General features: G+C 62.9%; 27 protein-coding genes. 10 read left to right on the top strand and 17 right to left on the bottom strand.

All coding sequences use genetic code 11. The features are described from left to right. Nucleotides 1-18 precede the first annotated feature (18 nt). The 5 genes from JQ641_RS31950 to JQ641_RS31930 form a co-directional block, all read right to left on the bottom strand. Nucleotides 19-336: an ArsR/SmtB family transcription factor gene (locus JQ641_RS31950; RefSeq protein WP_212000052.1), complete on the bottom strand. Its 318-nt coding sequence runs from the start codon at nt 334-336 to the stop codon at nt 19-21. A gap of 932 nt (nt 337-1268) precedes the next feature. Next, entirely contained in the window at nt 1269-1580 is a 312-nt protein-coding gene (locus JQ641_RS31945; RefSeq protein WP_212000051.1) for a hypothetical protein, read from the bottom strand. Nucleotides 1581-1666: 86 nt separating this feature from the next. Next, nucleotides 1667-2896 (bottom strand): organoarsenical effux MFS transporter ArsJ, encoded by a 1230-nt coding sequence (gene arsJ, locus JQ641_RS31940; protein WP_212000050.1) that lies wholly within the window; start codon nt 2894-2896, stop codon nt 1667-1669. A 4-nt stretch (nt 2897-2900) separates the two neighbouring features. Further along, nucleotides 2901-3944, bottom strand: coding sequence for an ArsJ-associated glyceraldehyde-3-phosphate dehydrogenase (locus JQ641_RS31935; protein WP_212000049.1), 1044 nt, complete (start codon nt 3942-3944; stop codon nt 2901-2903). 11 nt (nt 3945-3955) lie between these two features. Next, nucleotides 3956-4828, bottom strand: a complete 873-nt coding sequence (locus JQ641_RS31930) for an arsenate reductase/protein-tyrosine-phosphatase family protein (protein ID WP_212000047.1) — start codon at nt 4826-4828, stop codon at nt 3956-3958. Nucleotides 4829-5072: 244 nt separating this feature from the next. Between JQ641_RS31930 and arsB the strand changes: the two genes are divergently transcribed. Genes arsB through JQ641_RS31915 form a run of 3 tightly spaced genes read left to right on the top strand, consistent with a single transcriptional unit; the run spans nt 5073 to nt 7848 of the window. Next, nucleotides 5073-6119 (top strand): ACR3 family arsenite efflux transporter, encoded by a 1047-nt coding sequence (arsB, locus tag JQ641_RS31925; protein ID WP_212000045.1) that lies wholly within the window; start codon nt 5073-5075, stop codon nt 6117-6119. 8 nt (nt 6120-6127) lie between these two features. Next, nucleotides 6128-6535, top strand: coding sequence for an arsenate reductase (glutaredoxin) (gene arsC / locus JQ641_RS31920; protein ID WP_212000043.1), 408 nt, complete (start codon nt 6128-6130; stop codon nt 6533-6535). Between the two features lie 50 nt (nt 6536-6585). Continuing rightward, entirely contained in the window at nt 6586-7848 is a 1263-nt protein-coding gene (locus tag JQ641_RS31915; protein WP_212000042.1) for an adenylate/guanylate cyclase domain-containing protein, read from the top strand. On the opposite strand, the gene JQ641_RS31910 is transcribed toward JQ641_RS31915, so the two are convergent. From JQ641_RS31910 to JQ641_RS31885, 6 genes are all read right to left on the bottom strand, one after another. Further along, on the bottom strand, nt 7845-9056 hold the full coding sequence (locus tag JQ641_RS31910) for a multidrug effflux MFS transporter (protein ID WP_212000041.1): 1212 nt from the start codon (nt 9054-9056) through the stop codon (nt 7845-7847). The two genes, JQ641_RS31915 and JQ641_RS31910, sit on opposite strands and share 4 nt — an antisense overlap. Nucleotides 9057-9283: 227 nt before the next feature. After that, on the bottom strand, nt 9284-10537 hold the full coding sequence (locus JQ641_RS31905; RefSeq protein WP_212000040.1) for an MFS transporter: 1254 nt from the start codon (nt 10535-10537) through the stop codon (nt 9284-9286). 229 nt (nt 10538-10766) lie between these two features. Then, a complete protein-coding gene (locus JQ641_RS31900; protein ID WP_212000039.1) occupies nt 10767-12818 on the bottom strand; it encodes a peroxidase family protein in 2052 nt (683 codons plus the stop codon). A gap of 194 nt (nt 12819-13012) precedes the next feature. Then, entirely contained in the window at nt 13013-14773 is a 1761-nt protein-coding gene (locus JQ641_RS31895) for a flotillin family protein (protein WP_212000038.1), read from the bottom strand. A gap of 20 nt (nt 14774-14793) precedes the next feature. Then, a complete protein-coding gene (locus JQ641_RS31890; protein WP_212000107.1) occupies nt 14794-15426 on the bottom strand; it encodes an OB-fold-containig protein in 633 nt (210 codons plus the stop codon). Between the two features lie 8 nt (nt 15427-15434). Next, nucleotides 15435-15614 carry a hypothetical protein gene (locus tag JQ641_RS31885; protein ID WP_212000037.1) on the bottom strand — a complete coding sequence of 60 codons (180 nt, stop codon included), beginning with the start codon at nt 15612-15614 and terminating at the stop codon, nt 15435-15437. 198 nt (nt 15615-15812) lie between these two features. On the opposite strand from JQ641_RS31885, the gene JQ641_RS31880 reads away from it, so the two are divergent. Beyond that, nucleotides 15813-17213, top strand: a complete 1401-nt coding sequence (locus JQ641_RS31880; protein ID WP_212000033.1) for an Nramp family divalent metal transporter — start codon at nt 15813-15815, stop codon at nt 17211-17213. A 135-nt stretch (nt 17214-17348) separates the two neighbouring features. On the opposite strand, the gene JQ641_RS31875 is transcribed toward JQ641_RS31880, so the two are convergent. Together JQ641_RS31875 and JQ641_RS31870 are read right to left on the bottom strand one after the other, a co-directional pair. Then, nucleotides 17349-18125 (bottom strand): arginyltransferase, encoded by a 777-nt coding sequence (locus tag JQ641_RS31875; protein ID WP_212000030.1) that lies wholly within the window; start codon nt 18123-18125, stop codon nt 17349-17351. 160 nt (nt 18126-18285) lie between these two features. Then, on the bottom strand, nt 18286-18855 hold the full coding sequence (locus JQ641_RS31870; protein ID WP_212000027.1) for an RDD family protein: 570 nt from the start codon (nt 18853-18855) through the stop codon (nt 18286-18288). 150 nt (nt 18856-19005) lie between these two features. Between JQ641_RS31870 and JQ641_RS31865 the strand changes: the two genes are divergently transcribed. Continuing rightward, the gene (locus JQ641_RS31865; RefSeq protein WP_212000024.1) at nt 19006-19686 is read left to right on the top strand and encodes a DUF6151 family protein; all 681 of its coding nucleotides are present in this window, start codon (nt 19006-19008) and stop codon (nt 19684-19686) included. A gap of 6 nt (nt 19687-19692) precedes the next feature. Here the strand turns inward: JQ641_RS31865 and hemB are convergent, their stop codons facing one another. Beyond that, nucleotides 19693-20754 carry a porphobilinogen synthase gene (gene hemB, locus JQ641_RS31860; protein ID WP_212000023.1) on the bottom strand — a complete coding sequence of 354 codons (1062 nt, stop codon included), beginning with the start codon at nt 20752-20754 and terminating at the stop codon, nt 19693-19695. Nucleotides 20755-20935: 181 nt separating this feature from the next. On the opposite strand from hemB, the gene JQ641_RS31855 reads away from it, so the two are divergent. From JQ641_RS31855 to JQ641_RS31840, 4 genes are all read left to right on the top strand, one after another. Beyond that, nucleotides 20936-21418 carry a DUF6163 family protein gene (locus JQ641_RS31855; RefSeq protein WP_192733586.1) on the top strand — a complete coding sequence of 161 codons (483 nt, stop codon included), beginning with the start codon at nt 20936-20938 and terminating at the stop codon, nt 21416-21418. Nucleotides 21419-22244: 826 nt separating this feature from the next. Continuing rightward, the gene (gene ldtR / locus JQ641_RS31850; RefSeq protein ID WP_192733585.1) at nt 22245-22760 is read left to right on the top strand and encodes a transcriptional regulator LdtR; all 516 of its coding nucleotides are present in this window, start codon (nt 22245-22247) and stop codon (nt 22758-22760) included. A 441-nt stretch (nt 22761-23201) separates the two neighbouring features. Beyond that, a complete protein-coding gene (locus JQ641_RS31845) occupies nt 23202-23429 on the top strand; it encodes a hypothetical protein (protein WP_212000022.1) in 228 nt (75 codons plus the stop codon). 18 nt (nt 23430-23447) lie between these two features. Beyond that, nucleotides 23448-23669, top strand: coding sequence for a hypothetical protein (locus JQ641_RS31840; protein WP_192733582.1), 222 nt, complete (start codon nt 23448-23450; stop codon nt 23667-23669). Nucleotides 23670-23675: 6 nt separating this feature from the next. On the opposite strand, the gene JQ641_RS31835 is transcribed toward JQ641_RS31840, so the two are convergent. The 3 genes from JQ641_RS31835 to JQ641_RS31825 all read right to left on the bottom strand — a co-directional run bounded on the left by JQ641_RS31835 (nt 23676) and on the right by JQ641_RS31825 (nt 25825). After that, nucleotides 23676-24476, bottom strand: coding sequence for an HpcH/HpaI aldolase family protein (locus tag JQ641_RS31835; protein ID WP_212000020.1), 801 nt, complete (start codon nt 24474-24476; stop codon nt 23676-23678). A gap of 67 nt (nt 24477-24543) precedes the next feature. After that, entirely contained in the window at nt 24544-25470 is a 927-nt protein-coding gene (locus JQ641_RS31830; RefSeq protein ID WP_212000018.1) for a ketopantoate reductase family protein, read from the bottom strand. A 145-nt stretch (nt 25471-25615) separates the two neighbouring features. Next, entirely contained in the window at nt 25616-25825 is a 210-nt protein-coding gene (locus JQ641_RS31825) for a hypothetical protein (protein ID WP_212000017.1), read from the bottom strand. A 162-nt stretch (nt 25826-25987) separates the two neighbouring features. On the opposite strand from JQ641_RS31825, the gene JQ641_RS31820 reads away from it, so the two are divergent. Next, nucleotides 25988-26614, top strand: a complete 627-nt coding sequence (locus tag JQ641_RS31820; protein WP_212000016.1) for a glutathione S-transferase family protein — start codon at nt 25988-25990, stop codon at nt 26612-26614. The last annotated feature ends 18 nt before the right edge of the window (nt 26615-26632 follow it).

The following is a 26632-nucleotide window of genomic DNA, read 5'->3' as shown; positions in this document are numbered from 1 at the left end:
ATTACGGGCGGCGCAAATTCACGCCGCGGTCTTGGTATCGTTGCTTTCGGTGGCGCCGGTGCAGCATTCCGCCACCAGGAACTCCACCAATCCTCGCATCACGTCGTAATTGGCGTGGCACACCAGCGTGGTGGCGTCCCGCACCTGGTTGATCAGGCCCACCACCATCAGCGTCTTGATGTGGTGGGAAAGGGTGGATGGCGCGATCTTCAGCTTGTCCTGCAGGCGACCGACGGACATTCCGGCGTCGCCGGCGCGAACCAGCGTACGATAGATTTTGAGCCGGGTCGGATTGCCCAGGGCTTCGAGGTGTGCGGCTGCGTCATCGAGTTTCATGACGGTAGAATGACATCCGAATCCGGGGCTGTCAACTGTATTTCTAGAATTATGGAAATAGCGAGTTCTGTCCGCAGTGAACGCTGTCGTCCTCCGCGAAAGCGGGGGACCCAGTACGCCGGGGCTTTTCGGTTCAATCATGGTCGTCTCTTATCTCGACCCGTCATCCCCGCGCAACGGCTTCGCCGTTGTCGCTGGAGGTGCGCGCTCTTGCGCGCCTCGAAGGACGACGGCCCGTCTGTGGCCGATTCATCCTTCGAGGCTCGCTACGCTCGCACCTCAGGATGACGGGGAAGCACACCTTCGCTTTCTCGCGGCGCGATGGGCCCGAGGTTTGCCAGAAACTTCCCGCCCTCAAAGAGAGGGCGCAGGGAATGCCGGATGCGCGCTGCACCCGCGGTCCCGTGTGCGGTTAGTGCTAAGTAGGCTGCACACGAGCATACAGGGCAGCGGAGAACATCCGACATTCCCTGCGCAGTGGCTTTACGGCTTATGCCGTGATCTCCCCGGAGACGAGTTCTTGGTTGACTCCGTCACTGCCGTTTCCGCTTGCGCTTCTCCGACAGCTTGACACCGGCAACGGGTGCCAGGACCACACGGTTTTGCCGTACGCTCGATCCACGCCGTCGTCAGACGTGAACCCAGCGTCCACCGCAACCCGTCCAACGTCCGTGACGACGGCCGACGCCCTTCTGATCAGGACGGGATGGGCATACAGGAGCACTGATTTGGGGTTCTTGAAAACCGAAATATTTTTTGTTCCGGGGCTTGACATGACTTCCGTAAATCGGAAGTGATTTGCCCGTCGGGTTGTTTTGTCGCACCCAGGCCGCAAGGTTGCGCTTGCGCGCGAGGCGACGCAGTTGGCGTTGCGCCGGTACACGAGAGCAGGGAATGCTGCTAGCTAGCGACTGCAGCCGGGTGCGACCCGATCAATTCTCTTTCGATTGCTCGCTAATGAAGAATCCGACTGCGAGCATTGCGAGGCAGCCCAATGTTGCGCCCGTCAATGACTGGATGGCGATTGTCTCGGCGTTGGTCGGGACATTCAGACTCCCGCTGCCGGTTACTACTGTCATGGCATAGACCTGGAGAAGAGAGCCACCCAACGCGCCGCTCATCAGCCCGACAAGGCTGTGTCCCCAGAAGCCGAACCGGTGCTCGTGGGCCGCGGCCGCGGCGATGTGGGCGCCAGCCAGACCGGCAATGATTTGAACGATCAGGTTGGTTACGGTCCACGCCATGTCGCAGCTCCAGTCTCTTGGTAGCGCCCGGGTGTGTTCGTTTTGGATTGAGGTCGAATGCAGCTCCGCTCGAAGTTCGCTTTCGATCAGACCGAGGCCGGCTTTGCGGTCGACAGGGGAGCGTTCAGCGGAAGCAGGAACGTGATGAGGCAGCAGAGCAGCAGCATGACCGCAGAGCCGATCAGGCAGCCGGTGATGCCTGCGACCTGATAGAGCGCTCCGGATAGCATGATGCCCAGCAGGCGGCCGGCGGCATTGGCGGCATAGTAGAAGCCGACGTCCTCGGCGGCCTTTTCGGAGCCCGCATAGGCCAGAATGAGATACGAATGCAGCGATGAATTTACGGCGAAGGGCAGGCCGAAGAGCGCCAGCCCGACTACCAGAACGAGATCGGGACGCGCGATATCGGTTGAGTTCATGATCAACGCCAGCGCAAGGGGCACGGCAGCCAGAACGGCCGCCCACACCCGGGCGGCCGGCACCTCGCGACTTAAGCCGTCGGCGCTGCGGTTCACCAGCGAGGGCGCGAGAGCCTGTACGCCGCCATAGGCAATGGTCCAGGCAGCCAAGAAGCCGCCAACCTGCAAGAACGTCCAGCCATATGCGTAGAGAAATACCGGCAGTCCGACCACGAACCAGACATCCCTCGCGCCGAACATGAAGATGCGCGCGGCTGCCAGAAGATTGACGCCGCGCGATTTGCCGAACAGTTCGCGGATGGTCTTCGAGGATTTCGCCTTGCCAAGCTGCGAGGGCAGAAGCAGCAGGCCGGCGACGAAGACCACGGCCAGCAGCGCTGCCATCAGCCATAGCGCGTGGACAAATCCCACCGAGTCCAGCAACAGGCCGCCGACAAAGAAGCCGATGCCTTTCATCGCATTCTTCGAGCCGGTGAACCACGCGACCCATCGGAAAAGCTGCCCGCTGCCCTCCGCAGAAGTTGCCTTGATCGCCGACTTGGATGCGGTCTTGGTCAGATCCTTGGCAACACCTGCAACGCCCTGGGCGACGACGACCCATGCGACCGATGCGGCGGCTCCCCATCCCGGGTCCAGCGCGGACAACATCAGCAAGCCGGCAATCTGGAGTAACTGGCCGATCGCGAGCATGCGAGGAATGCCGAAGCGCGACGCGAAGTAACCGCCTGCGAGGTTGGCGGCAATTCCGGCGGCCTCGTACAGCAGAAACAGGAAGGCCAGCGTGAACGGCGAATAACCCAGCCGAAAAAAATGAAACAGCACGAGCATGCGAAGCGCGCCATCGACCAGGGTAAAGCCCCAGTAGGATGCGGTAACGATGACGTAGTTTCGGACCATGGCGTTATACGCCTGCGCGTTGCACAATGTTGGCGAGATCGACCATCCGGCAGGCGTACCCTACCTCGTTGTCGTACCAGGCGTAGACCTTCAGCAGTGTTTCGTCCGTGACCAGGGTGCTCAAGGCGTCGACGATCGAACTGCGCGGATCGTTGTTGTAGTCGGCCGAGACCAGTGCCCGGGTCTCGAGGCCGAGGATACCAGCCAAATCCCCTTCCGAGGCGGATTTGAAGAGCGCGTTGACCTCTTCGACCGTGGTCGGGCGTTTCAGCTCGAATACGCAATCGGTCAGGCTGGCGTTCAGCACCGGCACCCGCACGGCGTGGCCATTCAGCTTGCCCTTGAGCTCCGGATAGATCAGGGCAATAGCCGTGGCGCTTCCCGTGGTCGTCGGTTGCATCGAGAGCATCGCCGATCGCGCGCGCCGTAGGTCCTTGTGCGGGGCATCGACGACGACGTTGGTGTTGGTCGGATCATGGATAGTCGTGATCTGTCCATGTTTGATGCCGATTGCTTCGTGGATGACCTTGACGACGGGCGCCAGACAATTCGTCGTGCACGAAGCGGCCGTCAGCAGCCTGTGTCGGGCCGGATCGTAGAGGCGGTCATTGACGCCGACGACAATGTTGAGGGCTGCCTCGTCCTTGACCGGCGCCGCGACGATGACGCGTTTGACGCCGCGGTCGAAATAAGCCTGAAGCTGATCCGGCTTGAGGAATTTTCCGGTGCACTCCAGCACGACATCGCAGCCGAGATCGCCCCAGGCAACTTCACCGGGCGACGCTTGCTCGCTGAATCCGATCCGGGCTTTGCCGATGGCAATTGATTTTTCGTCCTCGACGCCGATGGATTGGTGCCAGCGGCCGTGGATGCTGTCGAACTCGATGAGATGCGCCGTAGCGGCGATGCCGCCTTTCAGCTCGTTGATGTGGACGACGTCCAGCCGGTTGCCGGCGCGGGGGTCGCTCTCAGGGCGCCGTGTGCCGCCGAGTGCCGAACGCAGCGCGAGCCTGCCGATGCGGCCCATGCCATTGATGCCAACCTTCATGGAAAGTCCTCTTAGGGTGATACGCGCGTCGTGTCGCCGATCTCATCCAGGCGAGCCTTGACGGCCATGCGGTCGAGAGAATCGAACGGCAGGCTCGTGAAGATCTCGATGCGTCGCCGGATCATTGCGTAAAGCTCATTCAGCAGCGTGGTCCGCTCGGTCGCCGAACCCTTGAATTGCATGGGGTCGGGGAGGGGCCACGCGCCGGTGACGAATTGGCCGCCGAGATCCGGACAAAATTGACCATTGGGTGCGTCGCAAAGCGCAATGATGAAATCCATCCGGGGAGCGTCCGGCCCTTTGAACTCGTCCCACGACTTGGAATGCAAGTGCGACACGTCGTGTCCGAGCGCCTTCAGCCGGTCGATGACTTCCGGAACCGGTTCTCGGGCCGGCTCAGCTCCGGCCGAATAGGCCCGGAAGCGGCCGCGGCCGATCTTCTCGAGCAGGGCTTCTGCGATGATAGAGCGGGCAGAGTTTTGGGTGCACAGGAAAAGCACATTGAATGCCGGCGTCATGAACTTCTCCGACGGTTCGGTAGCGATGGCTTCGAATGGCAGATCGAAAGCGGTGCCGCAGAGTTCGGGACGGCCGTTGCAGCAGTCCCGAGAGAGAAAATCGAGCAAGCTTCGAAAGCCTGTCACGTCTGCCCGATAGTTCATCGAGCGGCCGTCCTTCTCGACGGAGATCAAGCCAGCCCGGCTCAAAATGCCGAGATGCGTCGACATGGTATTGTGCGGCACCTCGCAAAGCCGGGCGATCTCACCGGCGGGCAGGCTTTGCGGATGGACTGCGAGCAGGTGGCGAACAGCGGCGAGGCGGGTCGGCTGCGCAAGCGACCCAAAGCCTTCAATGGCACTCGATTCCCGGCTGCTTTCGCTCATCTGATTTTCCATAAGGTAGTCGTGTCCATATTTATCGACATATTTTGATGACACGAAGATGACAATAAGCCACATTTTGTCTAGAAATTGCGTATTTGGTGGCTCATTCAGCGATAGTGTCTATTCTATATGTCGAGAAATCAAGACAAATAGTTGTGGATGATGCGATTCTGCTCTATCGACAAGCGATGGTCGGGGCGCCGGTGGGCGGGATCGGCCACCACGCCACCGGAATGACCTCACCATGAATCTGTTCGAACGTTATCTCTCGCTGTGGGTCGCCCTTTGCATTGTTGCGGGCGTCGCGCTGGGCCATCTGCTTCCCGGGTTGTTTGCAACCATCGCCAGCGCCGAAATCGCCCGGGTCAATTTGCCGGTGGCCGCGCTGGTCTGGCTGATGATCATCCCGATGCTGCTGAAAATCGATTTCGGCGCGCTCGGCCAGGTGCGCGAGCACTGGCGCGGTGTCGGCGTCACGCTGTTCATCAACTGGGCGGTCAAGCCGTTCTCGATGGCTTTGCTGGGTTCGCTGTTTATCGGACATTTGTTCGCGCCGTGGCTGCCGTCGGCACAGATTCCGTCCTATATCGCCGGCCTCATCCTGCTGGCCGCAGCGCCTTGCACCGCCATGGTGTTCGTGTGGTCGAACCTGTGCGAGGGCGAGCCGCATTATACGCTCAGTCAGGTGGCGCTTAACGACGTCATCATGGTGTTTGCGTTCGCGCCTCTGGTCGGCTTGCTGCTGGGAGTTGCTTCGATCGCGGTACCCTGGGCGACCCTGCTGATCTCGGTGGTGCTTTATATCGTCGTGCCGGTCATCGTCGCGCAGCTGTGGCGCCGCTGGCTGTTGAGCACGGGACCGGCGGCGTTGCAGCGGAAGCTGCATGTCTTGCAGCCAGTGTCGCTGGTTGCGCTGCTGACGACGCTGGTCATGCTGTTCGGCTTTCAGGGCGAACAGATCATCTCGCAGCCGCTGGTGATTGTCCTGCTGGCCGTACCAATCCTGATCCAGGTCTATCTCAATGCCGGACTGGCCTACTGGCTGAGCCGGCGCTTCGGCGTGGCCTGGTGCGTGGCGGCCCCGGCGGCGTTGATTGGCGCCAGCAACTTTTTCGAACTCGCGGTTGCCGCCGCGATCAGCTTGTTCGGTCTCAACTCCGGAGCCGCGCTGGCTACCGTGGTGGGTGTGCTGGTCGAGGTGCCCGTCATGCTTTCGGTCGTCCATTTGGTGAAAGCGTCGCGCGGCTGGTACGAGGCGGGCGCCGGAGCCTCGTTGGTACTCAAGAAGTAAGCTCACACATGAGCGTGACCATTTATCACAACCCGTCCTGCGGCACTTCACGCAATACCCTGGCGATGATCCGCCAGAGCGGCGAAGAGCCCGAAGTGATCGAATACCTGAAGACCCCGCCGAGCCGCGCCCGGCTGGTCGAACTGATCGCCGCGTTGGGCATTTCCGCACGCGAGTTATTGCGCGAGAAGGGTACGCCCTACGCGGAGCTCGGCCTTGCCGATCCCAAATGGAGCGACGACGAACTGATCGATTTCATGCTCGCCCATCCGATCCTGATCAACCGGCCGATCGTGGTGACGGGCAAGGGCGTGCGGCTGTGCCGGCCGTCGAAACTGGTGCTCGACCTGCTCGACCGTCCCGTCGACTCCTTCGTGAAGGAAGACGGCGAAGTCGTCGCAGCGGGGAAGACGTAACGGGTTGCGGCAGGCTTCCGTCTGTCACGATTGCGCGGCATAATAGCGGCATGGAACTCACGCCCCGCCTGCGCCTGATGAACTGGATCGCCCACCAGAGCCTGACAGGCCTGCCCGAAAACGATCTGCTTCGTGGCTTTTGCGAGCGCTGCCGCGCCCATGGCCTGGAGCTGTCGCGCGCAATGGTCATCATTGACACGCTGCACCCGGTGTTCGAGGGCCGCGGATTTCGCTGGAGCCATTCCCAAACCAACGAGAGCGACAGTTTTGAATATGGTTCGAGTAGCGAGGGCGGCGCCGTTGCGGAAAACTGGCGGCGCTCGACATTCTACCATTTGCTTGAAACCGGTGGCGACGAACTGCTGATCGATCTGTCCGATTGCGAAGGCCTCGATTTCAACATGATCGAGGACCTGTCCGCCAAGGGGCACAAGCATTTTCTCAGTATGGTGCACCGCTTCGGCGAAGCCGGCACCATGGGCCAGATGGACTGCTTTTACTCGACATGGGTGACCCGGCGCGACGAAGGTTTTGGCGAGCAGGGGCTCGCCGCCTTGCGCGAGTTGGTGCCGGTGCTTGGGCTTGCGGTCAAATCCGCCGCACAGGCCGAAGTCGCGCGGACGCTGGGGCGGGTCTATCTCGGCCGGGACGCGTCCGAGCAGGTGCTGCGTGGCCGCATTGCCCGCGGCGTCACCGAGCGCATCAACGCGGTGCTGTGGTTTTCGGATCTGCGCGGCTCTACCTCGATCAGCGAGAGCATCGAGCCCGGCCAGATCATCCCGTTCCTGAACGATTATGCGCAAGCCTCGATCGACGCCATCCATGATGCCGGCGGCGAGGTGCTGAAACTGATCGGCGACGGTGTGCTGGCGATGTTCACCAACGAGAACATGGCCGTTGCCAAGCGCACAGCGCTGCGCGCCGAACACCATTTCCGGCGCAACATGGCTGCGGTCAGTGCCCGCCGTGCCGCCGAAGGCGTGGCGGTGACGACGGCCCATGTCGGCCTGCATGTCGGCGAGGTCTTTTACGGCAATATCGGCAGCGATGACCGGCTCGACTTCACCGTGGTGGGGCCAGCCGTCAACGAAGTCAGCCGTATCGCCTCGATGTGCCGTTCGGTCGACCGCGAATTGCTGACCTCGGAGGCGTTTCGCACCGGACTGGACGCTGCGGGGCGCAACTATCTGGTTTCCACCGGCCGCTACGCGCTGCGCGGCATCGGCCGCGCGCAGGATCTCTTTACGCTGGATCCAGACATTGCGTCGGATGAAGTTGTGGCGGGGAAGTACGAGCGGTATCTCGGAAGCTAGGCCGCTTTGGCGCGCAGCGTATACAGCCCGACCGCGACAAAGGAAAACACCGTCAGCACCACGCCGAGCGCAAACAGCGCCTCACGCGAGATCGTCGCGGCCAGCCAGACGCCGATCGCCGCTGTCATCATCTGCCAGAACCCGACCAGCGCGGAGGCGGCGCCCGCTTTCTCGCCGAACGGGGAGAGCGCCTGCGCGGTGCCCAAGGGGTTCACGATGCCCATGCCGAGCAGGAATACGCTCATCGCCCCCAGAAACGGCAGGAAGGTCGGGCTATACAGCGACACCAGCAGCATCGCTAGGCTGCCGGCAGCGGCCGCGAATAATCCGCCGCGGATCGAGCGGTCGAGCCCGTAGCGCGGCGCCAGCTTTGTCGCCAGCATGCCTGAGGCGAATACGATCAGCACAGTGCCGGCGAAGAACAGGCCTAACTGAATAGGCGTAAAGTGCATCGCTTCGATCAGCACGCGGGGCGCGGCCGAGAACATCGCGAACAGACCGCCCATGATCAGGCTCACGGTCGCGGCCGGCACCACAAAACGCCGGTCGGCGATCAGGCCAAGATAGTTTTTGGCAATCGCGAGCGGGTCGAGCGGCGTGCGCGTCGCATGATGGGTCTCGCCCAGAACCATGCTGTAGGCGAGCGCGCCGAGCACCGCAAAGACGGCGACAAGCGCGAATTCGGAACGCCAGCCGAAATAGTGGTCGAGCGCGCCGCCGAGCAGCGGCGAGAAGCCGGGTGCGGCCGCCATCGCAATCATGATCAGCGCCATAGCGCGCGCCAGTGCGGCGCCGGAGAACAGGTCGCGCGCAATGGCGCGTGACAGCACGGAGGTGGCGCAGGCGCCGGCGGCCTGGACCACGCGGCCGGCGAGCAGGTTGGGCAGGTCGGTGGCGAGGCCGCACCAGACGCTGCCGGCGAAAAACACCGCAAATCCGATCAGTACTGGCCAGCGGCGGCCGTAGCGGTCTGAAATCGGCCCGACCACCAGCTGGCCGACCGCGAACACCGCGAGAAAGATCGTGATGGCGGATGTGACCGCGGCGCTGGTGACGTGCAGCGAGGCTGCCATCTGCGGCAGCGACGGCAGCAGGATATTGGTCGCCAGCGTCCCGGTGGCGGCCAGCGCCGCCAGCACCGCGATCTGCAGCACGGTGGAGGAGGCCTCGGGACGGGGGCTTGCGATCGCTACGGTCTGGTCGGCCATGGAGGGTTCCCGTTTTTCTATAAAATGATGAGTATCATATAAAACCGGATTAAGAAATGCCAGTGGCAGGGTTACGGTAATTCGTTCGTCATGGCCGGGCTTGACCCGGCCATCCACGTCTTACTTCGGGGTTTGCCGCCAAGAGAGACGTGGATGCCCGGGACAAGCCCGGGCATGACGAGAAGTTTTTCCTTGGGAACCTGCTTGAAGAGATCATGCTTCCCTAATCAACACGCCCGCAGCGCCGGTCCGTCGCCGACCATGTCCGGTTGCCGCGTCAGCGAGACGGCTGGCGACATCAGGATGACAAGCGCTTGGGCGGCGAAGATCGCGGCCGCCAGATAGAGGCAGGCTTCGGCGCTGTAGAGGCCGCCGACGATGGCGCCGAGCGCCGAGCCGAGCGGGCGGGCGCCATAGCTCATGATGTTGATGGCGGAGACGCGCCCCAACAGCGAGGGCGGCGTCACCGATTGGCGCAGCGTGGTGGTGGAGATCACCCACAGGATCGGACCGACGCCGAGCAGGAAGAAGCTCAGGCCCGCGAGCAGCGGTGATGGAACGATGGTCGTCAGCGCCATCACGGTGGCGGCAACGAACCCGGTCACCGGGCCGAGCCCGATCACGGTGCCGAAGGCGAGGCGCTTCATGACGCGCGTCGCCAGCAGCGCGCCGACCACCATGCCGACGCCGTACATCGCGAGCGTGGTGCCGACGCCGGTGGCGGAGAGGCCGAGATGGCGCACGGCATAGGGCACGAACACGGCGAGCAGCAGGAACGAGGCCGTGTTGAAGATGAACTGGGTGATGAACACCGGCCGCAGAAGCTTGTGGTGCAGCACGAAGTCAGCGCCTTCCTTGATCTCCTGCAGCGGATGGCGGCGGGGCGCGGGCGCGCGGGCGGGCTCATAGATGCCGGACAACAGCACGACGGCGAGCACAGAAAGCGCCGCGGCAAACCCGAAGGCGGGCGCCGCACCGACCCATCCGACCAGCACGCCGCCGAGCGCGGGGCCGCTGGCAAAGGCGACTGTGCGCGCCAGCTCAATCCGCGCATTGGCCGCGGGCAGTTGCTCCGGGTTCACCAGCGAGGGCACCAGCGCCGGTGCGGCGACGCTATAGGCGACCGTGCCGCACACCGCGATGAAACCGAGCAGGGCCAGCAGCGGCAGCGTCATCCAGCCGAGCCAGATCAGCAGCAGGATTCCGCAAAGCGCCGCGGCACGCAGCGCTTCGGCGCCCGCCATCAGCCAGCGCCGCGAAATGCGATCGGCGAGCAGGCCAGCAGGGATCGCAAACAGGATGAAGGGCAGCGTCAGCGCGGTCTGCAGCAGCCCGGTCTGGCCTTCGCCGACGCCCAGCAGCAGCACCGCGACGATGGGGGCGGCGGCCAGCGCAATCTGCTCGGCCGATTGCGCGGCGAGGTTGGACCAGGCGAGGCGGTTGAAGGTCGGCGGCAGGTGCGGCGTATCGGCGGCGGACATGGGCGGATTCCTTGGGGCGATTCCCTGATGGTTCGATTGACCAACAGTGTCCGACTGCAAGACGGTCCAACCCACCCGTTTCCCGACAAGCGGTGGGACAACGAAAAAACCTCCACACGCGAACGTGTGGAGGTTTCTCACCTTGACGTGTCAGCGATGTCTCCCAACACCCGTCAGTGATCTGTCCGGGCCAAACACTTGTCCCGGCCATCCACGTCTTGCTGACCCATCAGACGTCGAACAGAAAGTCGTGCTTGCTGAGTTCATAGGGCCGCACGCCCGTCAGTTCGATCCAGTCGTCGCCGACCTGCACGATCGTGTTGCCGTGGTTGCCCGAGATTTTCACATCGCGAAAGTCGAGACGGCCGGCGTGTTTGAACACCAGCAGGTCGACGTCGGGATCGAAGTCGGTGATTTTGGCTTTGGTGGCGCCGAGATCGAACACGAAACGATCCGCGCCGGCATGGCCCGTCATGGTCTGCTTGCCGGTGCCGGCGAACAGGTAATCGCCCTGCGGACCGCCGATCAGGGTGTCGGTGCCGTTGGAACCGATCACGATCTGACGGGCGTCGGGATCTTCGGACTCCACACCGCCGGCAAGCCCCGTGTGACGGACATAGGTGACGAAGACGTCGTCCTGGATATGCTTGGTGTCGGTGTTGCGCAGGATGATGTCGGCGAGCGTCGTGCCTTTGATCTCGGACAACGTCCTGGCGTCAAAACCCTGGTTCTCGAACCAGAGCCGGTCGCCGTCGCGCAGCGCCTCGAACTGCATCGTCAGGATGGCCTGGAAGGTTTCACCGACCAGCGCGCCGGTGACATGGTTTTCCGACAGGCCGCCGGTCCACAGGCCGACATTGTTGACGTTGCCGTAGGCCGCCTTCAGTCCGGCCAGCGTCTGCGGGTCGCTCGTGATCTGGCTGAAATCCGTGTATGGGTCGAGCCCGAGCGCTTCGCGGGTCTGGTTCAGCGTGCCGAGGCCGAGGTCGCGTGCGCGCTGGATATTGATCGCGGCGAGATCCATCGACACCGGCGCATCGACCAGAAAATTTCGCAGGTCCTCGACGATGCGCGCATCGAGCGCCTGCGACGGATCGGCGGCCAGATGGCGCAATTGTCCGTCGGCGCCGCCATTGTCGATGAAGTCTGCCGCCGGCTGGAAGAACACGTCTTTCAGGTCTTCCTCGGAGCCGGCGATGACCTCGCCGTTTTCCGCAAGGCCTTCGGTTTCGCCCGAGACGATCGAGTGCCCGAAGCGGAACGCCGCGGCGACGAATTCCAGCGTCAAATGCGGATCGACATTGGGATCATAGCCGTCATAGGGCGTGAGCGCGTCCTTGCCGACGAGGTTCGGCAGGAATTCGGAATAGGTAATGTTGGCGATTTCCGCCGACACGATGGCGCGGGCGTAATTGTAGAGCTGGTCGCCGCTCCAGTTCGGATGCTCATGATGCAGTTTGTCGACCTGGTAATTGTGCTCGCGCACGAACAGCGTCTGCAGCGCGGTCAGCGCCGGATTTTCCGCGGCACGGCCGTCGCCGGCCACCACCATGCCGTTGACGATCGGCAAATTGTCGCCCGCCGACGTCTTCATATGGCCGTCGGCAGTGCGCAGGCTGGCCGCGACCGCCGCACTCGACCCGTAGACCATCGAGGCGTCGAGCCAGGCGGAATTGGAATTGACCGCCATCGCCGGATTGGATGTGCCGGCACCGGTCGTGGGATCGGTGACGGCGCGGGTGATCCGAATGATGGTGCCGGCGGGGAAGACGGGATCGCCGGCGGGGACCACGACGCTGATGTCGTTGACGCCGTCGGTTCGGGTCAGCGTCATGTCGTGGTCGATGAACTGGCCCCAGGCGTACATGAACGCGGAAACACCTTCCGGGTTCGCCACGTCGGCATCGCCGGCGCCGACCACGAGATTGCTGATGGTGCGCGGATTGTTGCCGCCCAGCGGCACGGAAATGCCGTCGGCAAAATGCGCGGTGCCGATGCGCGCGAATTCGGTGCCGGCGGCGTTGAGGGTGGAGTCAGACCGGTTGTTCTGTGAGCCGTCGAAGCTGCGGTACTCGATTTTTGCCGGCTGCGGACCCGGTTGGCACGACGGGCCGTCATGCGAGCCGTGACCCCCGTGAGAACCATGGGATCCGTGAGAGGGGTGCGAGCCATGTGAACTGTGAGGCTGGTGCGGCTGGAAAAACGGCTGGGAAAAATTGCCGAAGTGGAAATCGTCATGGTCTCCGTCCTTGCCGCCAAAAGCCCGCTTGAGCTGACGCATCGACCGCCTCCCTTGACTTGCAATTGCGAATTATTCGCAACTAGTGTCACTAATGAGAGGCATTTGCAATAAGGAAATGAAGAGGGAGCGACGCGCCGTGCCCGGCAGGCGTAAAAAAGCCCGCCGCATCGACTGCGGCGGGCTTCTCTCTGCTTGCGATCTAACGGCGGATCAGGCCGTCACGACGACTACGACTACGACTTCGGTCCGAGCGTCGCCTTGCCCGTGCCCGAGATGGTGGCCGGCGGCGTTGCGGGGCTGTCGGCAGGCGCCGGCAACTCCGCTTCAGTCGGCGTTCCGCTGCCGGCACGCAGCGCATTCAACAGGCTGGTCATGCCATCGGGGCCAGCCGGGAAGCCGGCCTCGCCGAGAATCTTGTCGATCATCGGCTTGAACGCCGATACCGACAATAACTGTGCGGCGAGACCGTCGCCGAGTCCGAGACCGCCATTGCCGCCGTTCATGGCGCCGTTGCCGCCACCGCGACCGAGCATGCCGCCGGTATCGAAGATCCGGATGTCGGAGATCTTCTCGATCGGTTTGACTGCTTCGGCCAGCGCGCTCGGAATGATGTTGATGCGGGCGAGGTTGAGGTCGTATTCGATTATCTCGGCGCCGAGCTTGTTGCGGGCCTCGGCCTTGAGCGCCGCCACCTCCGCCTCGGCCTCGCCGAGCGCCTTGACGCCGGTCGCACGCGTGGTTGCGGCGTCGGCGTCGGCCTTGGCGAGCACGTTGATCGCTTCGGCCTTGTTGGCGGCGGCCTGCCGTTCGGCTTCCGCCATCACGGTGATCGGCATCGCATCGGTTTCCGCCACCTTGCGCGCCGCGATCACGTTGATGATCTTGTCGCGCTCGGCGATTTCGGTGGCGCGTGCCGTCGTGACCTTTTCTTCGGCTGCGATCGCATGTGCGCGCGCCGTCTCGGCGATGGTCTGCGCTTCGGATTGCTCCTTGTTCTTGGTGGCGACGACGATCGCGGCTTCCTGCGCCACGATCTGGAGATCACGCTCCATTTCGGTGGTGCGGCGCTTCACCGCCAGATCAGCCTCGATCTTCTTGGTGTCGCGGGCCTGGTTGGCCTCGGTCTGGACGTTGGCGACGGCCAGTTCCTGCTGGATGCGGTATTCGGCCTCGTTCTGCAGCGCCGTCTGCTCGACCTGCGCGGTCTGCGCGCGCATCGCCGCGGTCTTGTTGGCGATGTCGCGCTGCTGCGCCAGTTCCGCCTCGCGCTTGGTGCTCTCGATCGTCAGTGTGGTCTGGCGCGCGACCAGGTCCTGCTGCGCGATGTTGACCTCGGTGGTGCGGACGATCTGGTTACGCTCCTGCTCACGCTCCTTGGTGATCTTGGTCAGCGTGGTGAGGCCGTGCGCGTCGAAGAAGTTGCTCGGATTGAAATGCTTGATGTCGCTCTGGTCGAGCCTCGTCAGCGAGACCGATTCGAGCTCGAGGCCGTTGTTCTGGATGTCGGCGCCGACCGCGTCCTGCACCGATTTGACGAAGGTCGCGCGCTGTTCCTGCAGCTCCTCGAGATGCATGGTGGCGGCGACCGAGCGCAGGCCGTCGACGAATTTCGCCTCGATCAGTTCGCGCAGTTCAGCAGCGTCATTGGTGCGGTTGCCGAGCGTCTGCGCGGCCAGCGCGATCGACGACATGTCCGGTTTGACGCGGACGTAGAATTCGGCGCCGATGTCGACGCGCATGCGGTCCTTGGTGATCAGCGAGTCCGGGCCGCCGCGGGCGACCTCCAGCCGCAACGTCTTCAGATTGACGGCTGCCGTCGAATGGAAAACCGGAAGCACGACGGAGCCGCCGTCGAGAACGACTTTCTGGCCGCCGAGACCGGTCCGGACATAGGCCTCGTCGCGGGTCGAACGCCGGTACAGCGTCGCGAACATGAAGCCGATGATGACAAAAAGAAGGACGCCGATAGCGATCGGTACTGCAAGTTCCCACATGTTCATTCCCTGTCTGGTGACTATTGTTGCGCAATGAGGTTGGCCGGTGCGGCAATCGCGATAAAGCTCCTGGTGTCGCGGTCGACCAGCAACACGCTGCTGCCGACCGCGAGCGCTTTCGAATCGGGGCCGGCGCGCGCCGGGACAGAGTGCCAGTTGCCGAAGACATCCTTGAGACGGACGCGGCCGGGCAGTCCCTGATCGAGCGGACCGATCGAGACCACGGCGACCTGGCCGACGAAGTCGGCTTCATCGACTGCATAGGTCTCGTCGCGCGGGATCACGCGCGAGATAGCTCGGCTGGTAACCCGGACCGCCGGAATGGTGCCGATGATGGCGCCGACGGCGGCGAGCGAAACCGGGAGAGAAATTCCGACGCTGTGCGCGAGGGCCTGCAGGAAAAATCCCGCGATCGAGAACATGCCAAGCGTCAACATCAAAAGAATCAAGAGCGGGACGCGCCCCGCGTTGATCCAGAGAAACAGTCCGGAGATGGCGCTGTGGCCGTCGGCCTCGATCTCGACGTCCTTGCCGACGATGTGGCTGAGCGAAAACCCAACCATCGTCGACAGCAGTTCGATGACGGCAAGCACGGCCACGATCGCCGCGGCGATCGTGAAGGGGCGGACGTCCGCCGCCAGCAGGAGGTCGATGACGGCGCTCATTGTGAGGACTTGATCCGCGCGAGACGTTCGGTGATCGCCGTTTCGTGGGGCATGGTCTTCTCCGGTTGGGATTTGACGGCGATGTCGATCTCGTAAGCCTGGCCGTCTGAGACCAGGTGAGCCGGGAAGGGGACTCTCCCACCGGCAAGATAGCCCGGGACTTCAAATGGAACCAAGACACCCCTCCGACGGTGTTGATGGTCAGGGTTATCGACCACTTGATCTCAAACAGTTTGTCGTCGGGGGGAATTCGGGGGTTCACCGCCGCGGCGCTGGCGCAGGCCCGCCTCGACACGATGCCGGTATTATTCACGATCACTAGATGCAGTTGCAAATGAGTTGCAATAAGAGCGAATATCGACCATCTTGTTGAGATGGATGCGCGAACGCCCGAATTGGGCCGAAAGACTTATTCGGAGAGATTGCCTTTGGCCTTGCAAGACGCCGACGCCGGCTGGCGCGCCGACGCCGCGGCGAACAGGCAGCGCAGTCTGGCCGAAGTCAACGCGACCATCGCGGTACCGCTCGGTGGCCATTGGGCGCGCCGGCTGCTCGCGTTTCTCGGGCCCGGCTATCTGGTTTCCGTCGGTTACATGGATCCCGGCAATTGGGCGACCGATCTCGCCGGTGGATCGAAGTTCGGCTACACGCTGCTGTCGGTGATCCTGCTGTCGAACCTGATGGCGATCCTGCTGCAGGCGCTCGCCGCACGGCTCGGCATCGTCACCGACCGCGATCTCGCACAGGCCTGCCGCGCCAGCTTTTCACGTCCGGTCAATTTCATGCTGTGGCTGGCCTGCGAGGCCGCGATCATCGCCTGCGATCTGGCGGAAGTGATCGGCACCGCGATCGCGCTGAAGCTATTGTTCGGCATTCCCCTGATCGGCGGCGCGCTGATCACCGCGCTTGACGCCTTCCTGCTGCTGCTTCTGATGAACAGGGGTTTCCGCTTCCTCGAAGCCTTCGTCATTTCGCTCCTGATCGTCATCGCGGTCTGCTTTGCGATCCAGATCTTCGCCGCAGCGCCCCCGGTTGCCGCGCTGCTGCGCGGCTTCCTGCCGTCGACCGAAATCGTCACCAATCCGGCGATGCTCTACATCGCGATCGGCATCATCGGCGCCACCGTGATGCCGCATAATCTCTATCTGCACTCCTCGATCGTGCAGACCCGCGCCTATCCGCGCACCGACGAGGGCAGGCGCGACGCGATCAAATGGGCGACGACGGACTCGACCATCGCGCTGATGCTGGCGCTGTTCATCAACGCCGCGATCCTGATCGTGGCCGCCTCGACCTTCCATTCCAGCGGCCGTACCGACGTCGCCGAGATCGAGCAGGCGCATGAGCTGTTGTCGCCGCTGTTGGGGCTCGGGATGGCCTCGACGCTGTTCGCCGTCGCGCTACTGGCGTCCGGCCTCAACTCGACGGTGACCGCGACGCTGGCCGGCCAGATCGTGATGGAAGGCTTTTTGCATTTACGCCTGCCGAACTGGGCGCGGCGGCTGATCACCCGCGGCGTCGCCATCGTCCCCGTCGTCATCGTCACCGCGCTCTACGGCGAGAAGGGCACGGCACAGCTGCTGGTTTTCAGTCAGGTCGTCCTGTCGATGCAATTGCCGTTCGCGGTCATCCCGCTGGTACGGTTCGTTTCCGACCGCCGCAAGATGGGTGATTTCGCGATTTCCCGTTCGGTCGCCACGCTGGCGTGGGTCGTGGCCGGGATCATTGTGATCCTGAATGTGAAGCTGCTGTTCGATACGTTTTTCGGCGGTTGAGTCGATCCTCATGGTGAGGAGCGCGCATCTCGCGCGCGTCTCGAACCATGTGGCCCGTGGCCATCCTTCGAGACGCGCGCAAGAGCGCGCTCCCTCGGTGAGCGCAAAGCTCTCATCCGGGGATGAGGTCCGTTCCTAATCCTGCGGCTCGGTCAGTACTTCGCCTGACGCGTCGATGCGCAGCCAGCCTGAGGGGGCCAGCCGCTGCTGCGGCAGGAAGCGGCCCTTGTAGTCCATCTTCTTGGAGCCCTCGATCCAGTAGCCGAGATAGACGTAAGGCAGCCCCAGCCTTCTCGCGCGCGTGATGTGGTCGAGGATCATGAAGGTGCCGAGCGAGCGGCTCTGCTCCGACGGCTCGAAGAACGAATAGACCATCGACAGCCCGTCGCTGAGCACGTCGGTGAGGGCGACGGCGATCAAATCTTCGCCGCGACCGGTGATGCCGGAATCGACGTTGCGCTTGCGGTATTCGATGATGCGGGTTTCGACGTGGCTGTCTTCCACCATCATGGCGTAGTCGAGCACGGTCATGTCGGCCATGCCGCCATGGCGGTGGCGCCGGTCGAGATAGGCGCGGAACACCGAATATTGTTCCGAGGTCGGGACCGCGCTGCGCTGCTCGCCGATGATGTCGGCGTTGCGCGCGAGGATCTTGCGGAAGTTGCGCGAGGGCCGGAACTCGTTGGCGACGACGCGCACGGAAACGCAGGCGCGGCACTGGTCGCAGGCCGGCCGGTAGGCGATCGACTGGCTGCGGCGGAAGCCGCCATGGGTCAGGAGGTCGTTGAGGTCGCCGGCCTTGTCGCCGACCAGATGCGTGAACACCTTGCGCTCGTGCCGTCCCGGCAGATAGGGGCAGGGCGAGGGCGCCGTCAGGTAAAACTGCGGGGTATCACGCGAATGCTGGGTCACGTCGGGTCGTCAGGCCTCCGAAACACGAACGATAACGCTATCCGGTGAACAATTGGTACCGGTGGCACAAAGTTCGGCCCCGATCCTGATCCGGGCCGAACAAACCTCAGCATCGCGCCGCGGGGGCTGACGGTCAATCCATTTGGAGTGTGACATCCCTTCAATAGGCGCGCGCCGGAGGTACAACCTGTGTGCGAATCGAACTGTTGATGACGACGGTTCCCAGCACGATGTCATGCAGCAGCCGTCGGCGGCCGTTGAACAAGCCGATCAGGAGCACCAGCGGCGTCAGGAACGAGATCGACACCCAGAACAACACGGCGTGGGTGGTGCCGAGCACGAAGTAGCCCGGCGCGCCGTACCAGGTGCGCAGTTCCAGATCCATCACGCGCATGCCCACTGTCGCCGAATGCGGCCCGCCGAGGGAAGAGCCGTAATAGACGATGGCCCAGACGATCGTGGCCGGCCAGGCCAGCCAGAACAGCGCCCAGCCGAGCCCAAGCGTGATCAGGCCGAACACCGCGATGAAGACGTAGCCGAGGATCACCGGGACCGACAGCACGACGAGGTCGATCAGGAAGGCGAACACCCGCCGCGTCAGCAGCCCGCGAAACAGTTCCGGCTGCAAATCGGGGTCGAACGCATGCGGCTGCACGCGGCCATCGTTACGCCAGGCGCCGCCAGCATTTGAAGGGCCGCCACCGCTATTACCCGAACCGCTATACGACATGATCAGTCCTCCAGACCGTGCATATTCCCGCAAGCGGAAACATGGGAACCGCGCCCGGGCACGCAAGCCCCTGCGGCAGTCACGAAACGGCAATATTCAGGCGATTCCGCGGCCATGGCCTTGCCATGGGATGAGCGAGTTGAGAATGGAGTGCCGGTGCCGGCTGAATGCCCGGGCACGATTCGCGGTAGCCTTGTGGGAGGGGAGATGAGCAAACAAGCGGAGTTGCGATGCCGTTGCGGGGAGGTGGTCGGGGAGATCACCAACGCTTCGCCGCGGACGGTCAATCGCGTGGTTTGCTACTGCGATGATTGCCAGGCATTTGCGCATCAGCTCGGCCGCGCCGACCTGCTCAATGCCCAGGGCGGCTCCGATATCGTGCAGGTAGCGCCCGCGTCACTGACGTTTGTGAAGGGGCAGGATCGTATCGCAGGCGTGCGGCTGACCTCAAAAGGTTTGTTCCGGTGGCACACGACCTGTTGCAACACGCCGGTCGGCAACACGCTGGGTCCGGCGATTCCTTTCGTCGGAATTGTCGCGCAGGCATTCAATACCGGCACCCAGCGTGCCGATCAGGTGTTCGGCACGCCGGCCGGCGCGATCCTGGGGAAATACGCCATTGGTGAGCCCCCGGCTGGCTCCACCGGATTGAATCTGCCGCTCATCCTGCGTGCGATCGCCAAGGTGATTGGCTGGCGCCTGCGCGGCCGGACCTGGCCGCATCCCTTCTTCAGGCAGAACACGCGCGAGCCGATCTATCCGGCGACCGTGCTGTCGCCCGAGCGGCGGGAGGCCCTGCGCCAGCATTGCGGGCCACATCTAGCGACGTAGCGCGGATCAGCTCTCCGCCTTGATCTTCTCCGCCGCCTTCGGCGCAAAGTACGTCAAAATGCCGTCGGCGCCGGCGCGCTTGAAGGCGAGCAGGCTTTCCATCATCGCGCGTTCGCCGTCGATCCAGCCATTGCCCGCGGCTGCCGCGATCATCGCGTATTCGCCCGACACCTGGTACACGAAGGTCGGCATCGCAAAGGTGTCCTTTACCCGCCGCACGATGTCGAGATAGGGCATGCCGGGCTTGACCATCACCATGTCCGCGCCTTCGGCGATGTCGAGTTCGACCTCGCGTAGCGCCTCGTCGGAATTGGCGCTGTCCATCTGATAGGTGCGCTTGTCGCCGGTCAGCGTCTTCGCCGAACCGATGGCGTCGCGGAACGGGCCGTAGAAGGCGGAGGCATACTTCGCCGCGTAGGACATGATCTGCACGTCGGTAAAGCCTTCATCGTCCAGCGCCTCGCGGATGGCGCCGACGCGGCCGTCCATCATGTCGGACGGCGCGATCACATCGCAGCCGGCTTCGGCCTGCACCAGCGCCTGGCGGACCAGCACGGCGACGGTTTCGTCGTTGAGGATCTTGCCATCCTCGATCAGGCCGTCATGGCCGTGACTGGTGAAGGGATCCAGCGCCACGTCGCAGAGCACGCCGAGCCCCGGGAATTCCTTCTTGATCGCGCGCACCGATTGGCAGACGAGGTTGTCGGGGTTCAGGGCCTCTGACCCCTGTTCGTCGCGCAGCGAAGGGTCGGTATAGGGGAACAGCGCGATGCAGGGGATGTTCAGCTTCGCGGCGCGTTCGGCATCACGGACCGCCTGATCGACGGTGATGCGGTCGATGCCGGGCATCGAGGCGACCGCGGTGCGGGTATTGTGGCCGCCGACGATGAACAACGGCCAGATCAGGTCGTCGGTCGTCAGCACGTTTTCCCGCACCATCCGCCGCGCCCATTCGGCCTTGCGGTTGCGCCGGGGGCGGATCGCGAGGTCGAGCGGGGCCGAGGTGAGGGCGGTCTGGTGCCGCGGCGCGTCGCGCATTTCGATCGGACGCCCGAATTTGATCGCCATATGATGGTACTCCCGCAGCGGAAGGCTGATTTGGCCTGATTTGGACCTGGTCTAATTCTAGCATTCCGGAACGGCCGCGTCACCGCGGCTTGATTTGCGCCAGCGGCAATTGATTTTGCCGACCCGGCGGGCCAAGAGTCCGCCTATAAGGACCCGTTTTCGCCTGTGAGCACCGATTCTCATGTCTGACACCTCCGCGCGCGACCCGTCGCGGGATAACAGGGACAATGCCCGGGACAATGCGATGTCGGTGGCGGCGATCTCGTCCGAGCGGATCGAGCCCGATGACAACGCGTGGACCCGGCGGCTGGTGCTGTTCCTGCGCATCATGGCGGTCATCTCGATCGCCAAGGGCCTTTACCATTGGGCGCAGGTGACCGGTTTCATCGGCGGCGAGGAAGAGGCGTTCGAAAACCAGTCGATGGCCTGGCAGACCGCGACGATTTATTTCGCCGTGATTGAACTCGTCGCCGCTGTCGGTCTGTGGCTTGCCACGCCCTGGGGCGCGGTGGTGTGGCTCACGACAGTAGTCTCGATGGCCGTCATCGAATTGATGTTTCCGGGCATCTACGGCGGCAGCCTGACGGTGGTCGGTGTCGAAGCCGTGATGCTGGCAGCTTACCTCGCACTCGCCTGGATGGCCGCGCGCGAACGGCCGCCATAGCAGTCGTGCGCGTCTGCTTGAATGATGGTGGCATAAACGTTGGCCGCATGGTTCGAGATGCACGGCGTTGCCGCGCTTCCTTACCATGAGGGTCTCAAGAGCGCGCCCTGAACTGCTCGACCTCATCCTGTGAGCCTGACCGAAAAAGCAGCCAGCATTTTCGAGCACTCCCAAACTGCCGGAAAATGATTCGCTTTTCGTCATGGCCGGGCATAGCCGTCTGTAGGACGGCGTCGCTTCCGCTCGCCTATGCCGGCCATCCACGTCTTTCTTGCTTAGTGGAAGCCAAGACGTGGATGCCCGGCACCCGTCTCCGCCAAGGCTTCGACGAGGCCACGAGTCGCTGGCCCGCCGGAGCTTTAGCGAAGGCGGCAAGTCCGGGCATGACGACGTTCGGTGCAAGTGGCGTGTCGAAGGATGACGCCCGAAAGGATGCCGCCCGAACTGTTAATTGCGCCAGCGCATCTGCGTCCCAGAATGGGCCGCGCCATTCCCGTAAGATTTTCGACGATTTTCGCGGTAACTTTTCAGTCACCGTAAAGGGTTCCCTCACGTCGGTTACCCAGGCGTTTCGAATTCAAACGAACCTGTTTTGGAATGCGACAACCCTGCCAGACGAAGCGTGAACAGAGGCCTGCCACCGTCAATGAAATCTTGCGAAAAGCCCTTTATCCATGGGCTTAATCCGCGATTCACTGTCTTAAATTCATGATCTCTTTATTGTCTTATTTAAGCGGATCTTCAAACGGCCCCCTTAAGTTGAAGCTATCAGGCGGGACAAAAGTTTCGTCGAATAAGTCGATAAAAACGACAACAGGGGAATGTCATGATGAAAGCCGTTGCAACGGCGGTGGAAACCGCTGAACGCTCTGCCGGTCAAGCTCCGGTGCAGCCGCTCTATCTTGAAGCATTGACTTTGGTGGAGCGGCTGCATCGCCGGCTGCTTGACGTGATCAAGGATGAATTCGATCGCCGCGGTCGCGCCGATATCAACTCGGTGCAGGCGCTGCTGCTCTATAACATCGGCGACAAGGAACTGACCGCAGGCGAGCTGCGCACGCGCGGCTACTACCTCGGCTCCAACGTCTCCTACAATCTGAAGAAGCTCGTCGAGCTCGGCTTCCTCGATCATCAGCGTTCGCGCGTTGATCGCCGCTCGGTCCGCATCCGTCTGACCTCGCAGGGCCAGGAAATCCGCAAGATCGTCGACGCGCTCTATCAGAAGCACGTCAAGACCGTGGAGCAGGTCGGCGGCATTTCGAACGAGGAGTTCGCGACGCTGAACAAGTCGCTGCATCGGCTCGAGCGCTTCTGGACCGACCAGATCCTGTATCGGCTTTGAGATTTACATAGCGTTTTCGAGCGAAGCGGACTTCCGGTTCGCGTGAAGAAAACGCGTCAAATAAGAATTCGAATCCGCGGCCAAGCCGGCCACTCAAAAGACCGGCAGCCCACAGCGGATCATGAACTGGCAAGGCAGTAAGCCCTGCCCAAGGCGCATCGGCTCCGGGTTACCGGATCCGGTGCGTTTTGCTTTTTGGGGCCGGAGTATTGAGTGCAGCGGCTTCATCCTTCGCGACGCGCGCTAGAAGTGCTTCGGGCATAGCTGCTTCGAGTGATGGCGAACACAGTTTCACCTGATAAAGCGCATCAAAACAACAAGCTGCACCTCGATTCTAAGGTCACGCGGGCATAGGCGCGCGCCCAGCAAACCGCCGGTTTCCCCGGATGGAACTTGTGCCGGGCTCGCGCGTTATTGCTCCTGACACGGGGACCGAAGAACATGCTCGTCGAGCGCGGATTGCGGGTGATGAATGTCGAGGTGGTGGGCGACGCCTACGCCATCGCTTCGAACTATCTCCGCAGGACCGGCGCCCTCCCGGACACTTTCGCCACCGACGAGCGGCTGCTCGAAATCATCGTGCAGATGTTTCAGCGCGGCGAACTCAACAAGATCCGCCTCGCCAACAAGGCGATCGCCAAATTCGAAGCCGAAACCTACATCGCCTGACCCCCACCGGAGAACTTCATGGAAGCCGCCATCGACCGCATCATGCACACCTACGACCTGCTGGTGAACCGCAGCGCCGCCGCGAACGATGAAGCGCGCGAGAAGGTGACCGACTATGTGAAGACGCTGTTCGAGGCCGGCGAAAAGGACACCCACCGCCTGACCGTGTGCGGCCTCACTTATCTGCGCCAGCTCGACGGCTCCACCGACCCGGTGAAGGCAGGCTATACCGGGATGTGACTTGGCTCAGCCCGCCTTGCGATCCGCTTCGAGCTTCCGCAACGTGGCCGACTTGAGACTGGCGCCGGCCAGCATGTAGGCGTGATCCGATCCCGTCAGGATGAACTGCGCGCCGAGGCCGGCGTAATGCTTCATGGCGTCCGGTTCGTAGACGCCGCCCATGCCGAGGAATTTGCCTGCCTTGCGGCATGCCGCGCCGACGCTGCGATAGACTTCCTCGATGCGCGGATGCAGGATTTGACCGGAAATGCCCATCGCAGCCGTGAGGTCGGATGTGCCGATCAGCAGGCCGTCGATCCCATCGATCGCTGCAATGCCTTCGGCGATGGCGACACCCTCCGGGCTCTCGATCATGGCGACCACAAGGATTTCCGGATTGATGGCAGCCTGCGCCTCGGCGTTCCCAGGCGCCTTGTAGCCGAACAGCGCGGGTGGTCCGCCCCAGCTCCGTGAGCCCAAAGGCGGGTAGCGGAAGGCGTCCGCAATGCGACGGGCCTGATCGATCGTATCAACGTGGGGCACGACAACGCCTGCGGCCCCGTTGTCGAGCGCCCGCGTGCCTTCATCGAGCGCGTCGGCGCAAATCCGCACAATCGGGGTGATGCCGGTCGGCAGCGCTGCGATGCAGATTTGCGCCACATCGTCTTGTGAGAATGCGCCATGCTCGGTGTCGATGAACAGCCAGTCGTGCCCGGTCGCGGCAGCGATCATGCCTGCTGCGCCGGTACGCAAATGGTGCACGCCGAATCCGAGAGCGAGCCCACCCGAGCGCAATTTCCTGATCGTGGCGTTTTCGATAAGCGGCATGTGCGTCTCCGTGATGTCGCGCATCGAGGCGCGTCGCGAAATGGTGGCTACACAGGCGTGCGCTCTGTCAGCCGGCAGGCTTGCCCATGATGTACGGCTTCAGCATCGCATACATCAGGCTGTGCGTCGGCGTCGGCACGCCGAGCTTTTTGCCGAGCTCGACCACCTTGCCGCCGAGCCAGGGCAGTTCCAGCCGGTTGCCGCGCTCGAGGTCGAGCGCCATCGACGGCTTTTGGTGGGCGGGCAGGCTGTCGGAATATCCTGATATCGTCTCCACCGCGTTGTCCGGCAGCGCCACGCTGTAGGCGCGGCCGACATCCATCACCTCGCGGTAGGCCGACATCAGCACCGGGCGAATATCAGGATCGTCGCGCAACGCACCGATCGGCTGGCGCGCCAAGGCCACCGCGCTGGCGTTGGCGGCGAGCAGGATGAACTTCATCCACAGTTCAGTGAGGATCGCATCGCTCAGCTTGGCATCGAAACCGGCCTTCAGACACAGCGCGAGAAATGCCTCGCCGCGCGGGCTGCTTTTGCCGTCGAGTTCGCCGAACACCATGCGCATGAAGGTGCCGACCTGCTGGATCACGCCTGATGCTATGATGTTGGCGCTGATTTGCGCCACGCCGCCCATCACGGCGTTTTCGCGGAGGATCGGGATCAGCCTTTCTGCGGCATCGACGCCGTTCTGCAGCGGGATCACAGCCGTATCAGGGCCGATCAGCGGCTTGATACTCTCGCCGGCGCTTTCGACGTCCCACAGCTTGACGCAGAACAGCACGAAATCGACCTTGCCGATGTCGGCGGGATTGTCGGTCGCCTGTGTCGGCACCAGGTGGATGTCGCCGCGCGGGCTTTGCACCTTCAATCCGTCGCGCTTCATGGCTGCCAGATGCGCGCCGCGCGCGATGAAGGTGACATCCGCGCCGGCTTTCGCCAGCGCCGCTCCGTAACCGGCGCCTACGCCGCCGGTGCCGACAATCGCAATTCGCATCGTTCTCTCCTCGCTCGCCGAAAGCCTAGCATCGCAGGCGGACGGTGGGCGAGGATAAAACTTCGGGCATGCATCAACAAACAGCAGGAAGAACCGGACACGCTAAATCCGGTTATTCCTCAATCTGTTTGGCGACGGCGGTTGCTTATTTGGGGCAGTAAGCGATGGCGGTGCCGCCAAGCCAGCCGCCGATGCAGCCCGCGCCGACGAAGATGCCGCCGACGCCTTTGATGCCGATCGCGAGAATGCCGTCTTCATAGGTGATCGGGCCGATCGTCAGGCCGCCTGCGGCGGCATCGAGTTGATCGAGCGACAACTCGCCGTTGATTTCGTGCGCAGCATTGCCTTCGTTCATAGCCGTTCTCCATTGGTTGCGATTGGCTCGAACATGCCAACCCGGATGGAGCGTAGCGACGGAGAGAAAGCAGCTCAGTGATTGCGATCACGCATCATGACGATGCTCCAAAGCTCTGCTAACGTGCGCCTCCAAACAAAGAAAACCCTCGAGGAAACTGCCATGCTCACGGTTCATCATCTCAACGACTCCCGCTCGCAGCGGATCCTGTGGCTGCTCGAAGAGCTCGGCACGCCCTATGAGATGAAGCGCTATCAGCGCGATGCCACGACGCGGCTGGCGCCGCCGGAACTGACGGCGATCCATCCGCTTGGCAAGTCGCCCGTGATCACCGATGGCGGCACCACGATCGCGGAGTCCGGTGCGATCGTCGACTACATCATCCGCAAATACGGAAAAGGCGCGATGATGCCGGCGCCCGGCAGCGCCGACTATGAGGCGTATAATGAGTGGCTGCATTATTCGGAAGGCTCCGCGATGCTGCCGCTGATGCTGAACCTCTATGTTGGCAGGCTGAAGGAGGCGGGCGCGCCGCTGCATCCGCGCATCGACAGCGAGTTGGCCAACCATCTCGGCTATGTCGATGGCGCACTGAAGGGGCGCGAGTTCTTCGTCGGCCAGTCGCTGTCCGGTGCCGACATCCAGATGAGCTTTGTCGGCGAGATGGCAAAGGTGTTCGAAAAGCTTGGGCCCTATCCGAACCTGGCGGCCTGGCTGACGCGCATGCATGCGCGCCCGGCGTTCCAGCGCTCGATCGAAAAGGGCGGGGCGTACCGGTTCGCCAAGTAAGGATTGGGGCGTCGTGTC

Origin of the sequence: Bradyrhizobium sp. JYMT SZCCT0180 (assembly GCF_018130165.1) — a bacterium.
Classification (GTDB): domain Bacteria; phylum Pseudomonadota; class Alphaproteobacteria; order Rhizobiales; family Xanthobacteraceae; genus Bradyrhizobium.
This window is presented reverse-complemented; position numbering and strand designations above follow the sequence as displayed.